At 70.9% G+C, this 14,415-nt stretch carries 10 protein-coding genes; 1 reads left to right on the top strand and 9 read right to left on the bottom strand.

The genetic code is table 11. The annotated features are described in order from the left end of the window. Position 1 precedes the first annotated feature (1 nt). From Q4C85_RS00705 to Q4C85_RS00725, 5 genes are all read right to left on the bottom strand, one after another. Positions 2-3,307 (bottom strand): SMC family ATPase, encoded by a 3,306-nt coding sequence (locus Q4C85_RS00705; protein ID WP_303138558.1) that lies wholly within the window; start codon positions 3,305-3,307, stop codon positions 2-4. After that, a complete protein-coding gene (locus Q4C85_RS00710; RefSeq protein ID WP_303138561.1) occupies positions 3,307-4,659 on the bottom strand; it encodes an exonuclease SbcCD subunit D in 1,353 nt (450 codons plus the stop codon). The genes Q4C85_RS00705 and Q4C85_RS00710 overlap by 1 nt, the downstream gene beginning before the upstream one ends. A 118-nt stretch (positions 4,660-4,777) precedes the next feature. Beyond that, positions 4,778-6,034 carry a tetratricopeptide repeat protein gene (locus Q4C85_RS00715; protein WP_303138564.1) on the bottom strand — a complete coding sequence of 419 codons (1,257 nt, stop codon included), beginning with the start codon at positions 6,032-6,034 and terminating at the stop codon, positions 4,778-4,780. 80 nt (positions 6,035-6,114) lie between these two features. Beyond that, entirely contained in the window at positions 6,115-7,416 is a 1,302-nt protein-coding gene (locus Q4C85_RS00720) for a hypothetical protein (protein ID WP_303138567.1), read from the bottom strand. A 315-nt stretch (positions 7,417-7,731) separates the two neighbouring features. Next, positions 7,732-8,568, bottom strand: a complete 837-nt coding sequence (locus Q4C85_RS00725; protein WP_303138570.1) for an undecaprenyl-diphosphate phosphatase — start codon at positions 8,566-8,568, stop codon at positions 7,732-7,734. Positions 8,569-8,710: 142 nt separating this feature from the next. On the opposite strand from Q4C85_RS00725, the gene Q4C85_RS00730 reads away from it, so the two are divergent. Beyond that, on the top strand, positions 8,711-9,391 hold the full coding sequence (locus Q4C85_RS00730) for a hypothetical protein (protein WP_303138572.1): 681 nt from the start codon (positions 8,711-8,713) through the stop codon (positions 9,389-9,391). Here Q4C85_RS00730 and hisN read toward each other — a convergent pair. The 4 genes from hisN to Q4C85_RS00750 all read right to left on the bottom strand — a co-directional run bounded on the left by hisN (position 9,290) and on the right by Q4C85_RS00750 (position 14,402). Further along, positions 9,290-10,114 (bottom strand): histidinol-phosphatase, encoded by an 825-nt coding sequence (gene hisN / locus Q4C85_RS00735; RefSeq protein ID WP_303138575.1) that lies wholly within the window; start codon positions 10,112-10,114, stop codon positions 9,290-9,292. The two genes, Q4C85_RS00730 and hisN, sit on opposite strands and share 102 nt — an antisense overlap. Before the next feature lie 202 nt (positions 10,115-10,316). Further along, positions 10,317-11,369, bottom strand: coding sequence for a zinc-dependent alcohol dehydrogenase family protein (locus tag Q4C85_RS00740; protein ID WP_303138578.1), 1,053 nt, complete (start codon positions 11,367-11,369; stop codon positions 10,317-10,319). A gap of 109 nt (positions 11,370-11,478) precedes the next feature. Beyond that, positions 11,479-12,321: a ThiF family adenylyltransferase gene (locus tag Q4C85_RS00745; RefSeq protein WP_303138581.1), complete on the bottom strand. Its 843-nt coding sequence runs from the start codon at positions 12,319-12,321 to the stop codon at positions 11,479-11,481. After that, on the bottom strand, positions 12,318-14,402 hold the full coding sequence (locus tag Q4C85_RS00750) for an ATP-binding cassette domain-containing protein (RefSeq protein WP_303138584.1): 2,085 nt from the start codon (positions 14,400-14,402) through the stop codon (positions 12,318-12,320). Before Q4C85_RS00750 ends, Q4C85_RS00745 begins: the two co-directional genes overlap by 4 nt. Positions 14,403-14,415 lie beyond the last annotated feature (13 nt).

Genomic DNA, 14,415 nt, shown 5'->3' on the forward strand with positions numbered 1-14,415 from the left:
TTCAGGGTGCCGTGACGCTGAGCGTGGAGCCGGTGGGCGTGCGGGTGACCTCGATGCGATCGGGGATCTGGCGCCGCAGCTCCTCGACATGGGAGACGATGCCGACGGTGCGTCCACCGGCCTGGAGGTGGTCGAGCTCGGCCAGGACGGCTTGGAGCGTCTCGGGGTCCAGGGAGCCGAAGCCCTCGTCGATGAAGAGGGTCTCCATGGACACGCCGCCGGACTCGGCGGTGACGACGTCGGCCAGGGCCAGGGCGAGGGCGAGCGAGACGTAGAAGGTCTCTCCGCCCGACAGTGTCCGGGGGTCGCGTGCCCCGGGTGCGTGGAAGCGGTCGACGACGGCCAGCCCCAGGCCCCGGTCTTTGCGGCGCGCCGAGCCGGACTCGTTGTCGACGTGGATGAGCTCGTACCGCCCGGAGGACATGTGTGCCAGGCGGGCGTTGGCGAAGGCGAGGACTTCGGTGAAGCGTTCGAGGAGCACCCAGGTGGCCAGGGGCGTTGAGGCGTTGTTGCGGCCTTCGGCCAGGGCGGCGACCTCCAGCAGGGCGCCGGCCTCCGCGATGGAGGTCTCCAGCGCGGAGGCGGCCTCGTCGACGGCGGTCACGGCCCGCTCGAGGTGGGCGATCGCGGCGCGGCTGCGCTCGCGGCGCTCTAGGGCAGTGGTGTAGGCGGCTTCGGCCTCCGCCTGGGCCCGGCGGGCTCCCTCCACGTCGGCGGTCTCGGTGCCGGTCAGTGAGGAGATGGTTTCGTCCTGGCTCAGGGCGTGGTGGACGCGCGCCCGTGCCGCCGCGGCGGCGTCGACCTGTTCCTGGAGGGAGGCGAGCCCGGCCTCGGTGAGGGCGGCGGCCTGCGCCTCGGCGGGTGAGTCGAAGCCGGCCTGTTCGAGTGTCCGGGCCAGGTCCGCTCGACTGTCAAGGGCGGTGCGGGCAGCAGACACGGCGTGGGTCAGCAGCCCTGCCGCCTCCTCGTGCACGCCAGCGGTGTCGGTGAGGGCTTGGCGGCGTGCGGCCACGGAGTCGTGGCCGCAGCGCGCCGCGAGGCAGCGTTCGCGGTCTGTCGCCAGGGCCTGTTCCTGGGCCTCCAGACGCGTGCGCCCCTCGGCGAGCCGGGTGCGGTGCTCGTCGTGCCGGTTGCGCAGGTCCTGGCTGACGCGGGTGAAGTCCTCGATCTGCGCCTCCAGGGCGGCGGCGGGCTCGGCGGTCCGTTCAGCGGTGCTGAGAGCGTCCTGGATGGCGTCCAGGGCCGTGGCGAGTTCGGTGGAGGGACGGCCGTCGCAGGCCTGGAGCGCGGCATCGTGCTCGGCGACGAGGGCGTCGTGCTCCTGGCGCCGGGCGGCCAAGGCGGTGTCGTGACGCTGCTGCTCCGCTTCGGCTGCTTCGACGTCGGCGCGGCTGACGGCGTCGGCGTCGGGGGAGGCGGGGGCCGGGTGCTCGGTGGACCCGCACACGGGGCAGGGCTGTCCCTCAACGAGTTCGGTGACGATGGTGCCGGCGGTGGCGGCGATCCAGGCACGGCGCCGCCGGATCACCTCGTCCCCGGCTCGTGTCGCGGCCTGTGCCGCTGTGGTGACGGCCTGGTGGGAGGATGCGATCTGTGGCTCAAGTGCCTTGGCGCGCCGGGCGGCGTCCAGGCGCGCGGTAGCGGCGTCACGGCTCACCCGGAGTTCGGGGAGCCGGGCCTGTGCGCTCCGGGCCTGTGCGAGGCGACCGGTGAGCTCGGCGTGCAGGGCCGGTCGTTCCTCTAGAGTCTTGGCCTCCTGCCGGCACGCCTCGTCTTGCGCGGACAGGTCCGTGCGTGCTGTCTCCAGCTGGTCGGCTCGAGAGGACAGCCCCATCTCGGTCGCCACCACAGGGGACAGGGCGCCGGCCTCGGTGCGCAGCTCCTGTGCACCCGCGCTCAGAGCCTCAACGGTGCGCTGGGCGGCGGTCAGGAGCGGTGTACTGTGCGTGGTGACGTCGGAGTCTGGGTGGGATGGGTGCGCAGTGGGGTCCTCGGCGGCCGGGCCGAGCGGCGTGTTCGGGACGGTGCTCCCAGTGCTAGCTTGGCCGGCACTGGGAGGTGTGGGGCTCTGTGTGGGCTCCTGGCCGCTGAGCAGCGCGGTCAGGCCACGGGAGGCCTCGCAGCCTGCGGCGCGCAGATCCCCGGGAAGGCCATCTGCCGATTCCAGCCGTGCCTCAGCGGTGGCCAGCGCTGTGAGGGCAGCCTTGGTTGAGCGGTGTTCCGCGGCCAGTGCTGGGCAGACGGGTGCGGCTCGCCTGGCGCGGTCGAGGCGGGTGGCTTGGGCGGCGTCCTCCTCGGCGCGCGTCTCGAGCCGGGCCTGCTCCTCCAGCAGACGGGATCGGCGCGCCAGACGATCCTCCAGGGAGGTCTGCTCGGCCAAGGCGGTGGCTGCCGCCTGGCGCCGGGCGTCGGCTGCGGTGAGTGCCTCCTCGACCGGGGCTGCCTCCCGCCGGGCGGCGTCCAGCGCGTGGGCGCCGATCTCGGCGATGGCCTCGACGTCGGGCCGCGCCGCCTCGACCAGGGTGGTGAGCCCTTCGGCGGGGGAGGGAGCACCACCGTCGGCCGGGGCGTCGGCGGTGGGGTCGTGCGCACCGGCGTCGGCGGGGGCGTCGGTGGTGGGGGTGGGGTGGGGCAGGAGCGGGGCGAGGATGTCGGCGCGGGCGCGCAGCACCTGGCGGGCTTCCTCGGTGGAGTTCTGGGCCCGGCGCCGTCTCTCGGCGAGCTCGGCCTGGATGGCGTCGAAGACGCCGGTGCCGAAGACGTCCCGCAGGAGGGCGTGACGCTCCTCGGAGGTGGCGCGCAGGAACTGGGCGAACTTGCCTTGGGGCAGGACGACGGTCTGCGTCAGCTGTTCGCGGGACAGACCGATGGCCCTGCGGATGTCGGCGCCGGCCTCATCGAGGCGGGTGACTGGCTCGTCGAGGGGCTCGCCGTCGGGGGCTGAGAGCCGCCACAGCTTGACGGTGGCGTTCTGACGGGTCGTGCCGGTGCCGCGGCGCTTGGGCCGCTGGTACTCCGGTGAGCGCAGGATCCTGTAGACGCCGGCCGAGGTGGACAGGACGAGGTCGACCTCGCTGTGGGTCGTGCCGTCCACCAGGGTGGAGCGGATGCGGTGGCGGGAGGAGCCGGCGGAGTCGGCGACCTCCCCGTAGAGGGCGAAGACGATGGCGTCGATGATGGTGGTCTTGCCGGCACCGGTGGGGCCGGTGAGCAGGAAGCGGCCCGAGCCGGCGAAGCGGTCGAAGTCGATGGTCTCGGTGCCGGCGTAGGGGCCGATCCCGGTCATGGTCAGGCGGTGCAGGCGCATCAGTGCTCCCCCGTCTGCCCGGCGCGCGCAGCGTCGTAGGCAGCGGCGACGACGCGTTGCTCGGCGCCGGCGGGCGGGCGGCCGAGCATCTGGGTGAGGAAGCGGTCGGTGATCTCGAGGGGGTCGGAGGTGCGGGTGATGGTGAGGGACTCTCTCTCGGGGCGTTCGGGCGGAATGTGGCTGAAGGCCAACAGGTCGGGGAAGCGCTCCTTGAGGCGGGCCATGGCGTCGGGGGGCATGGGGCCGGTCAGCTCGATGCGCACCCAGTGGTCGGTGTGCTCGGCGTGGGTCGGGCCGAGCAGCTCCTCGAGGGTGCCGCGCAGGGTGGTGGCCCGGTAGGGGCGGGGTGCCGCGACGCGCTCCAGGCCGGTGACGCCGTCGGCGCCGACCTCCAGGATGACGGTGGACTTGGGGGTCTGTGCCTCGGGGAAGGACAGGGGCAGGGGGCTGCCGGAGTAGACGAGCCGGGGCGGGGCGGGGGCGTGCGCGACCGTGGGGACGCGCAGCTCTTGGGGGCGGTGGAGGTGACCGAGGGCGACGTAGTCGATCCCGCCGGAGGCTGTGGCCAGCGGGGAGCCGCCCAGGGTGGTGAAGGCGCCGGCGGGCACTGAGTCGACGCCGCCGACGCGGATGTCCCGTTCGGAGTCGGGGCTGGTCTGCCCGCCCACGACGAAGGCGTGGGACATGACGAGGGCGGGCACGCGGGTGGAGGCGCCCGCACGGCGGCCGGCCAGGTCCTTGGCGATGAGGCGCAGCGCCCCGGACACGACGGCCTCATGGCTGCGGGCCAGGAGGCGGGTGGGCTCGGTGCCGGAGCCGGGGGCGGCGTCCGTGTCAGTGCTGTTGGGGCTTGGTCCTTCGCCGTCGTCTGATGCCGTCGGGGTCCGACGGTCCGGGGCCTCCCCGAGCCTGTCGGACAGGAGAGGAGGCAGGGCGTGGCGGGCGGCGTCGGGGTCGAGATAGGGCAGGGCGTAGATGTACAGGCCCGCTGAGCCCTCGGAGTCGGGGATGACGACGGCGCTGTCCACCTCGGCGATGCGGGCGCGGATCGTCAGTGATTCGCGCAGGAGGGAAGACCCGAAGCCCAGTCGCTGGGCGGAGTCGTGGTTGCCGGGGGTCAGGATGACCCGGGTGCGGTCGCTCAGACGGCGCAGCGTGTCATCGAGGAGCCGCACGGAGTCGGTGGGCGGGATGGCGCGGTCGTAGACGTCCCCGGAGATGACGACAGCATCGACCGACTCGCTGCGGGCAAGATCGACGAGGTGGTCGGCGACGGCGGCCTGCGCCTCGTCCAGGACGCGGCCGTGGAAGGTCCGCCCCAGGTGCCAGTCGGAGGTGTGCAGGATCCGCATGGACGCACCTTCTCACAAGGGTGCGACACGAATGGGCCGAGTTCCTCGTGCGGGCCTGCTGTTCCACTCCACCCCCACCGGAGCGCCGGTCGGTGGGCGCCTGCGCTGATCGGCCCGGTCAGTCGGAGCCGTCACCGCCCTCCGGCTCGTCGTCCGTGGACGGCGGGCCGTCCTGTTCCAGGGCTGCGGCATCATCCTCCCTGCCCACCGCCCGGTAGGCGGCCACCAGGTTGCTACGGAACAAGGCGGTGTGGGGGTGGTTGGGGCTGAGGATGCGCAGGGCGTCGGTGAGGTTCTGCTCGCACAGGTCGATGGCTTCGTTGAGGCGGCCTGCGGACTGGTAGGCGTAGGCGAGGTTGTTGCGGGAGGTCAGGGTGCTGGGGTGGTTGGGTCCGAGGATGCGTGTGCGGTCGGTGAGGGTCTGCTCGTACAGGGTGATGGCCTCGTTGAGGCGGCCTGCGGACTCGTAGGCGCCTGCAAGGTGGTTGCGGGAGTCCAGGGTGCTGGGGTGGTTGGAGCCGAGGATGCGTGTGCGGTCGGTGAGGGTCTGCTCGAACAGGGTGATGGCTTCGTCCAGGCGGCCTGCGGACTCGTAGGCGCCTGCGAGGTTGTTGCGGGAGGTCAGGGTGCTGGGGTGGTTGGAGCCGAGGCGTCGCTCCGCCTCCTTCACAACGTCCTCAAGAATATCGATCTCCCGTCCGAAGTCGCCAGCCTCCTTGGCTACTGCTGCCAATTCCCGCTCAACGGCGAGTACCTCCCGCGCTGAGTGATGCAACCGAGCTGCAGGCAGGGCGACATCCCGGTAGGCGTGGCAGGCCTCGTCGAACTCGCCCAGGCTCAGTGCCAAGTCGCCCCACTCCTGTGCCACCTCGTAGATCAACTCGGGGTCTGGGTCGGCCTCAAGCCAGGAACGGATCTGGCGGATCCTCTCGCGGCGCGGCCCTGGGTCCGCCCGGTTGACCTGGGCTGTCTCGTAGGGCGAATCAAATCTTGCCAGCGAGGTGGTAACACGTGTTCCGGCATCGAGGAAGGAATAGACCCCACTTCGCCAGGCCCACAGATCCGGGGCCTGGTCTGCCATCGCAGCCACGCCCTCTGGGTGGAGCCACCAGACAAGGCGGGCGCGGGCGCTGTCGGCCAGGCGCTCCCGTCGAATGTTCAGTCCTTGCCAGCGCTTGGGAGTCAACCACTCCGGGGCACCGGACAGGTGGATCACATCGGAGACCTTGGCTGCGGCGACAATCATCTGTTCTAGATCCTCCGCGTCCGCGGCAGGGTCCCAGCGCACCTCGGCGACGTGCAGGCCCCGCTCTGCGGCCGCCCCGTCGATGGCTTCCCGCGCCGTCCTGCGCGCCTCGTCGGAGACGGCCTCCACGACCAGAATCTGAAATGTCGGCCCGTGTCCGACCGCACGCGTGAGCCGGCCCAACTCGGCGCCGGATGCTGCACCTGGAGTCATTGAGCAGCAGCCCCGAGGTAGCCTTCCAGGATGCGCACGACCGGGTGACTGCGTCGCCAACTCCCATCGTTGTACTCCATGAGCGCCAAGCGGTGTAGCAGCCGCTGGGCTCGTTCGTCGTTCCCGCCATGTTCGGGAGCACGATCGATCTCGCAGAGCAGGGTGTAGTCCTCCGGGGTAAGCCAGCGGCGGTAGTCGGCCGCGAGGTGGACGATGGCGGACCGGGCCGTGGCTTCGTCAATCACCTCGCCCGGGGCAAGTTCGCAGCAGAGGCGGAGCAGGTGCAGCAGCTCGCGCGGATGACCGCCCGAGTGCTCAATGAGCAGCCGGATCACGTCGTCGGACTCGAACAGCCGCCGGTCAGCCCGCCGCAGCAGGATGTCGCCCATGGCGGCCCACCCAGCCTCGCAGCGGGCACCGGTGCGCTCATACAACTTAATCATCGGCAGCACCAGGTCGGCATCGAGTCTGCCGCCGATCCTGCCGTCGTACTTGAGGTGCAACGGGGCGGTGTAGATCGCCAGTGTCTTGATGGCCAGCAACTGCTCGGCATCGTAGATGAAGAAGCGGTCGGTGTCCTCGCCCCGCAACTTGTCTGTGCCGTCGATGAGGAACACGACCCGGCATCCCTTCATGGCCTGCTCAGCGCTCCCGATGAGGGAGTTGAACGCATCGGCGAGTTGGGTGAACCGGTTGCGGATCTCGAGGCGCATCTCGTCCTTGGTCGAGGCTCCGGTCTTGAAGGAGGAGGTCAGCCGCGTGAAGAGCTTCAGTAACCCGGGGAGGCCGCCGCCGAGCTCGACTCCCGCCTCAACGCCCACCCCTGCTTCGGTGATGATCTCCATGACTCGCGTGCTCGTCGCGAACCAGTCGCGGATAGCGTCAAGCGATGCCTTCGGTAGGTTGACGCGCTGCTCGTCGAGCACGCGGAGCAGCTGCTCCGCCATGGCCATCAGTACCTCGCTGTAGGCGAGGTTGTTGCTGTCGAGTAGCGTGAGGACGTTGACCTCGACCGGCAGGTAGTGGCCGGACTCGGCGAAGTGATCCAGGTACTGCCTCAATTCGGTGGTTTTGCCGCTACCGATGTGGCCAAAGAACAGCATGTGCTTGGTGGACGGTGGGAAGAACGCGTCGGTCTCCGGCTTCCACCCGAGTTTTCGCGCCAGGCGTTGCCGGGTCTGCTCCGAGCCGCGCGCCTCCTGGGTGTCGACGAATCGGGGGTCGCCATGGCGTAACGCCTCGTCGAACTCCAGGCTCTGGAGCGCCTCCATCAGGGACTGCGCGGATTGGAACGTCATACCGGGAAGTGTACGTCGAACCGGGGATGCAGCGGAGAAGTCCGCGATTCAGGGGGCACTGGGCTGTGTAGGCCGAGCACGACCACCTGTGGATGCAACCGATGGTGACCGGCCACACCGGGCAGGTCCTCCAGCACCGCCCGCGAGGCCACTGGTTAGCGTCGGACCGTGTGGGTCGAAGTCGCAGGCTCGACCCCGGCCCTGTGGGCCCGCCCATGTGCCGGACGCGGCGATCTTGAGGTGTCATAAGTCCCGATCTCGCGGGAGGGAGGGGGTGGGGTGAGTGTGCTGCGCACGCTCCGGGCAGCGCCGTCGTCAGGCGGCCACGGTGCCCGTGATGAGGAGCCCGATGATGACCACGCCGAGGATGACGCGGTAGATGAGGAAGCCGGTGAACTTGTTCGACGACACGAAGCGCAGCAGCCAGGCGATCGTCGCGTAGGCCACCACACCCGAGGTCACCGTGGCGATCAGCGTCGCCGTCCAGCCCACGGTGGCCGTGATGTGGTCGGCCGCCGTGATCGCCTCAAGCAGCCCGGCGGCGATGAGCGCGGGAATGCCCATGAAGAAGGACAGACGCGTGGCCGTCACCCGGTCGAAGCCCAGGAACAGGCCCGCCGAGATCGTCGCGCCCGAGCGGGAGATGCCGGGGAAGATCGGCGCCAGCGCCTGGAAGCCGCCGATGATCAAGGCGTCCTTGAGGGAGACCTGACTCATGTCCTTGCTCAGGTTCGTCCGCCGGTCGGCCAGCCACATGACCGCGCTCCACACGATGAGCGCACCGGCGATGATCCACAAGGACCGGGCGGTCACCTCGATGAAGTCCTTGAGGGCCAGCCCGAGGATCGCCACCGGCAGAGAGCCCAGGATGATCCCCCAGCCAAGCACATAGTCGGGGTTGGACCGCTCCTCCTTGCGGGCCAGCCCCGTCACCCACGCCCGCACGATCCGCACGATGTCGCTCCAGAAGTAGACGACCGCCGCGAGGATGGCGCCGATCTGGATGACCGCGGTGAAGGCCGTCATACCCACCGAGTCGATGTCGTAACCGAGCATCTTCTCGACGATGTTGAGGTGACCGGTGGAGGACACCGGCAGGAACTCGGTGATGCCCTCGACGATGCCGAGGATGATGGCGTGCAGCCAGTTCATGGTTCTCCCAGTGAGAAGGTGCGGGGCAGGAGGCAGGCTACCGTGCGCCGTCCCCGGTGGCTCGCGCGCGGTGCGTTGCGCTGGTCTCACCCGCCGCCGGCCACCGGCGGTGACCCCGGGAGCCCGCGCCTACCCTGGTGCCATGAGCTCCACCGCGTGGCCTCGCACACTGCCCGGGACCGGACGAGCGGTGTCCGGCCGGTCACGCCGTCGTGTCCTGCTCACGGGCGCCACCGGCGCCTGGGGGAGGGCCGCTCTGCGCGTCATGCGCGAGCTCGACGACCGACTGACCGTCCTGGCCCTCGCCCTGCCCGGCAAACGCGACGACGCCGTCCTGGCCCAGTTCACCGACATGCCCAACCTGCGGGTCGTGCGCGGCGACCTGACCGACGGCGACGCCTATGCCGCCTCCAAGGTGGTCGCCGAGCGGATGCTCGTGGACGCCGGGCTGCCGCGGTGGACCTGGCTGCGCCAGACCGGGATCCTCCACCCCGGGCTGCTGGAGACGCGCGACCCGATCTTCACCCACCAGCCCCTGGGTGAGGTCATGGAGTGGGTCTCCGACCTCGACTCGGCCCGGCTCCTGGCCCGCATCGCCCTGGGCGAGGCTGACGACGCACTGTGGGGAGCCGGGCACTGGTGTCCCACCTGCACCGCCGACCCACGGTCCTACGAGCGTCAGGCCGAGGCCAACGCCTTCCTGGCCCAGGTGGTGCGGCCGTCAGTCGGTCTCCTGGCCCAGGCTGGCCAGGACCGCCTCGTGGAGCAGGCCGTTGGTGGCCGCGGCGTTTCCTCCCCAGGGGCCCGGTTCGCCGGCCAGTGAGGTGAACCGGCCTCCCGCCTCGGTGACAATGGGGACCAGGGCGGCCATGTCGTAGAGCTCGAGCTCAGGCTCGACGGCGAGGTCGACCGCGCCCTCGGCCAACAGCATGTAGGACCAGAAGTCGCCGTAGGCGCGCGTGCGCCAGCACGCCTGCATGAGGGACAGCATGCCGCGCAGGCGCCGCGCCTCGGCCCACCCCGACAACGAGGCGTAGGACAGGGAGGCGTCCTCGAGGATCGCCACGCTTGACACGTGCAGCCGGCGGGCCGAGGCCAGCGACCTGCCCGACCAGGCCCCTCCGCCCTTGACCGCCCACCAGCGTTTGCCCAGGGCCGGGGCGGAGACCAGGCCGACGACCACCTCGCCGTCCTCGACCAGCGCGATGAGCGTGGCCCACACCGGCACCCCGCGCACGAAGTTCTTCGTCCCGTCGATCGGGTCAATGACCCACTGGCGGGGGGAGTGGCCGGTCGTCCCGAACTCCTCGCCCAGCACCGAGTCGCGGGTGCGGGCCCGCGAGAGGTAATCGCGGATCTGCCGCTCAGCCTCGCGATCGGCAACGGTCACCGGTGTCAGGTCGGGCTTGGCCTCGACCTCGAAGTCCTGTGCGTCGAAGTGCGCCTGGGTGAGCGGGTCGACCTGGTCGGCGATCGTGTGCGCCAGGTGCAGGTCGTCGCGCCAGCGGCGCTCCGTGGTGCTCGAGGAGGCGGACGAGGTGCTCATGGAACGAGGGTAACGGTGCAGTGGGCAGGTGGTTCGTCCGCATCGCCGAGGGTGGGCCGGCCTCGCCGGTGGCCGAGCCTGTCAGTGCGGACCGCAGCGCGCCCGGGTGGCGTCCGTCAAGCGGGCTGGTGCGGAGCAACAGGACGGTCGGAGCGGGCGAAAGTGTCACTGTGGCCCACCATCACCCGGCCCCGGCGCCGCCTCAGGGTTCCAGGAGGACCTTGATGGCGCGCCGCTCGTCCATCGCCCGGTAGCCCTCGGCGGCCTCCTCCAGCGGCAGGCGCATGGTGAAGACCTTGCCGGGGTTGATCTGCCCGGCCAGGATCCGGTCGATGAGGTCGGGCAGGAAACGGCGCACGGGCGCAGGCCCTCCCAGAAGGTTGATCTCGGAGAAGAACAGGGACTGCCCGTCCAGGCTGACCCCGTGGGAGACCCCGACGAAGCCGACGTGACCACCGGGGCGGCACGAGGCGATCGCCTGGTCCATCGACAGCTGGTTGCCCACCGCCTCGACGACCCCGTGCGCGCCCAGCCCGCCCGTCAGCTCCTTGACCTGGGCGGCACCGTCCTCGCCCCGCTCGGCGATGACGACGTCCGCGCCGAACTCACGGGCCAGGGCCGCCCGGTCCGCGTGGCGGGAGAAGGCGATGACCCGCTCGGCGCCCAGCGCCTTGGCGGCCAGGACTGCGGACAGGCCGACCGCGCCGTCGCCGACGACGGCGATCGTCTTGCCCGGGCCGGCCTGGGCCGCCACGGCCCCGAACCAACCGGTGCCCAGGACGTCGGAGGCGGCCAGGAGGGAGGCGATGATCCCCGGGTCCTCGGGCTTGCCCCCGGGCACGACGACGAGGGTGCCGTCGGCCTGGGGGACCCGCGTGTACTGGGCCTGGGTATCGCCCATGAAACCGCCGTTGACACAGCGCGACTGGAAGCCCGAGGCGCAGATCTCGCAGGTGTTGTCCGAGATGCAGAAGGAGCCGACGACGAAGTCGCCGATCTTGACCCCGGTGACCGCCGAGCCGACCTCGACGACCGTGCCGACGTACTCGTGCCCCATCGGCCGCTCCTCAACCGGCTGGACGCCCCGGTAGGGCCACAGGTCCGAGCCGCAGATGCAGGCGGCCTCGACCTTGAGGACGGCGTCAGTGGGGTCGATGACGCGGGGGACCTCCCGGTCCTCGACGCTCACCTCTCCCGGCGCGTGCATGATGACCCCGCGCATGGTCGCGGGAATCGCAGTAGTGGTCGTGGTCATGCGGGTGCCTCCCTACAGGCGCGGCGTGTGGTGCCCCTTCAGCCTAAGGACTCCGGCCCGCTTCTTCCAGGACTCCTAGGGGCTGGTCGGCCCCCTCCACCTCATGCGGCTAATCGGCCTGCGCCCGGGTGCCGGAGCGGGAGCAGACGGGACAGCCCGGGCGCCGCCGCAGCTCAATCCGTCGGAACCTCCCCTGCCACGCCTCGATGACAAGCAGTTGTCCGATGAGTGGACGGCCCCCACCGACAATGAGCTTAAGGGCTTCGGTGGCCTGCAGTACACCGATCACTCCCGGCGCCACCCCCAGCACCCCGACAGGCTCGTCCTCAACCTCACCGCCGCGGCCGGGCGACTCGGGCTGCAGGCAGCGGTAGCACGGCCCCCGGCGCGCGTCGAAGACCGTGACCTGACCGACTGTGCCCTGCACCGCTCCATGGACCAGTGGCACACCTAGCCGTGCCGTCGCATCGTTGAGAACGTAACGCGCTTGAACACTGTCGGTCGCGTCGACGACGAGGTCCCATCCCTCCAGGATCCGGACCGCGTTGTCTGCGTCGAGCTCAACGGCTCGAGTACGGACCTGCACACCGGGGTTGAGCGCCGTGATGGCCTCGCGCGCGGAGTCGACCTTCATCCGGCCCACCGAGCGGACCGTGTGGATGACCTGGCGCTGCAGGTTCGACAGTGCCACCGTGTCCGGGTCCACGATCCCCAGGGTGCCGACCCCCGAGGCGGCCAGGTACAGCGCGACTGGAGATCCCAGCCCACCCGCCCCGACCAGCACGACGCGCGCGGCGTTAATACGCCGCTGGCCGAGTTCTCCGACCTCGGGGACGAGCATGTTGCGCGAGTACCGTCCTTTGTCGGGACCCAATGGACGCAGTCGGTGGTCGGCGACGAGAGACGGCCACTCGGTGCCGTCAAGAGCCTGGCCGTCGTCGAGGCTGCTCATGGGGTCTCCTCCGTGTTGTCGCGACCGCCCGTGGCACGCCCCCGGGCGAGGATCTGAATCTGGACCGCCTTGACCACGGCGGTCACCTGCTGCCCCGGCTCGATCCTCATCTCGGCGACGGCCGCTGCGGTCACCGTCGCCAGAAGCATCTGACCATCGTCCAGCTCGACGGTCACCGTGACCAGGGATCCTGCCCGCTCCAACGCCCGGACCTGGGCCGGCAAGGTGTTTCGTGGTGAGCCTATGTTGCCGCCTGAGGCCATCGGATAGAGGCCGACGGCGTCGGGAGGGATGAGGGCGACGGCGGAGGCACCGACCGGGGGAACCTCGTCCGTGTTGTCCGGCGGCCGACCCACGACGAGCCGACCAGAGGGCAGCCGCAGCACGGGTTCGGCTCCGTCGGAGTCCGAGACGACGCCGATCAGCACCGAGGCGCCACTCAACCTCGCCGTGAACTGGGACACGGGCGCGGCCAGGACCCGGGCCGCGGTACCCCGCTCGACCACTTTGCCGTCCTCGAGGACGGCGACGTCATCCGCCAGCGCGGTGACGTCCAGGACGTCATGGGTGACCAGGAGCACTGTCAGGTCCTCCTCGGCGGTGCGCCGTGCGATCAGTGCCCGCAGCTCCTGACGGGCCATGACGTCCAACGCCGCCAAAGGCTCGTCCAGGACGAGGAGCCGTGGTCGGACCGCCAGTGCGCGGGCCAGCGCGACCCGCGCCGCCTGACCGCCGGACAGGGCCGAGCCCGGCCGGGTGGCCAGGTGCTCCACACCGGCTGCGACCAGCTCGGACCGCGCCCGCTGCCGGGCTGCGGACCGGGACATCCCCCGGCAGCGCGGCCCGAAAGCGACGTTGTCCAACACAGACATATGAGTGAAGATACCGGGCTGCTGAGCCAGCAGGGCCGCCCCGCGACGGCCCGCAGGCACGAAGAGACCCGGGGCGTCCAGGAGACTGTCGCCAAGGCGGACCCGCCCGTTGCTCGCCCGCAGCAGCCCGCAGACCACCTCGCAGACCGTGGACTTGCCCGAGCCGTTGGGTCCCACCAGTGCCAGGACCCGTCCAGCGCCCACGGACAGATCCACTGTGATCCCGCGGTGCTGGCGGGCGAAGGACACCTGCAGCGCCTCACCCCGGCCCGCCTCACGAGCCGCCTCGCCCCCGTGGCCGGCTCCACGAGGCGTCGAGGACCCGGCGCCGTCGACCCGCGTGAGGCTGGACCGCTCGCCGGAGGACCGGAATCCGCCGAGGCGGTGGCCGAACAGGGCTCTCCAGTTCACTGCGGTGGCCGCGACGACAAGGAAGGACAGGGCGATGAGCACGACCGCCAGGGCCAGGGAGGTACGCGGTTCGGCCTCTCGTTCCAGATAGATCACCAGGGGCACCGTGCGCGTTACGCCCTCTTTGGAGCCGGCGAAGGCGATCGTCGCCCCGAACTCCCCGAGGCTGCGGCCCGCCGCCAGTGCCGTGCCGCGCGCCAGGGCTGGGCCGACCAGCGGTAGGGTCACTCGCGACAGCACTGTCCATGGTCCGGCCCCCAGGGTCCGGGCGATGGTCTCGGGGTGGGCGTCGCGGCTGCGCAGGGCTGCCTCGAGGGTGACCACGAGGTAGGGCATGGAGACGTAGACCTGGGCCACCACGACCGCGGCGGTGCTGAAGGAGATCTGCAGCCCCATTGCGTTGAGCTGCTCCCCGAGCAGGCCGCGCTTGCCCAGGGTCGCAAGCAGGGCGATGCCGGCGACCACCGGCGGCATGGTCATTGGCAGGACGATGAGGATCCGGCACAGGCGCACACCCGGCCACTGGCGCGCCAGCACGAGGGCCAGGGGCACTCCCAGGGTGAGTGCGATGGCGGTGGATGCGAGGCAGGTCCGCAGAGACAGGGCCAGGGCGAGCCGGGCGGAACCGGAGGCAAGCACCTCGGGCAGATCCGCCCAGGACACGCGGACCCCCAGGCCCACGAAGGGCAGCACGACGGCACAGGCGCCGAGCAGCGCCGCGAGGAGTACGACGGGAGGCAGCGGCACGGGCGCCGCAGCCTCCCGCCGGTCGGCGGTGTCCGCCTGAGAAGTGGTCACAGCAGGTGGGTGG

Origin of the sequence: Actinomyces sp., from assembly GCF_030524025.1 — a bacterium.
Taxonomy (GTDB): domain Bacteria; phylum Actinomycetota; class Actinomycetes; order Actinomycetales; family Actinomycetaceae; genus Actinomyces.

Bases quoted from the DNA above. Each gene is read 5' to 3' on its own strand.
- Q4C85_RS00740 (WP_303138578.1), bottom strand. From the start codon at position 11,369: ATGACCACGACCACTACTGCGATTCCCGCGACCATGCGCGGGGTCATC.
- Q4C85_RS00720 (WP_303138567.1), bottom strand. From the start codon at position 7,416: ATGACGTTCCAATCCGCGCAGTCCCTGATGGAGGCGCTCCAGAGCCTG.
- hisN (WP_303138575.1), bottom strand. From the start codon at position 10,114: ATGAGCACCTCGTCCGCCTCCTCGAGCACCACGGAGCGCCGCTGGCGC.
- Q4C85_RS00710 (WP_303138561.1), bottom strand. From the start codon at position 4,659: ATGCGGATCCTGCACACCTCCGACTGGCACCTGGGGCGGACCTTCCAC.
- Q4C85_RS00725 (WP_303138570.1), bottom strand. From the start codon at position 8,568: ATGAACTGGCTGCACGCCATCATCCTCGGCATCGTCGAGGGCATCACC.
- Q4C85_RS00705 (WP_303138558.1), bottom strand. From the start codon at position 3,307: ATGCGCCTGCACCGCCTGACCATGACCGGGATCGGCCCCTACGCCGGC.
- Q4C85_RS00745 (WP_303138581.1), bottom strand. From the start codon at position 12,321: ATGAGCAGCCTCGACGACGGCCAGGCTCTTGACGGCACCGAGTGGCCG.
- Q4C85_RS00730 (WP_303138572.1), top strand. From the start codon at position 8,711: ATGAGCTCCACCGCGTGGCCTCGCACACTGCCCGGGACCGGACGAGCG.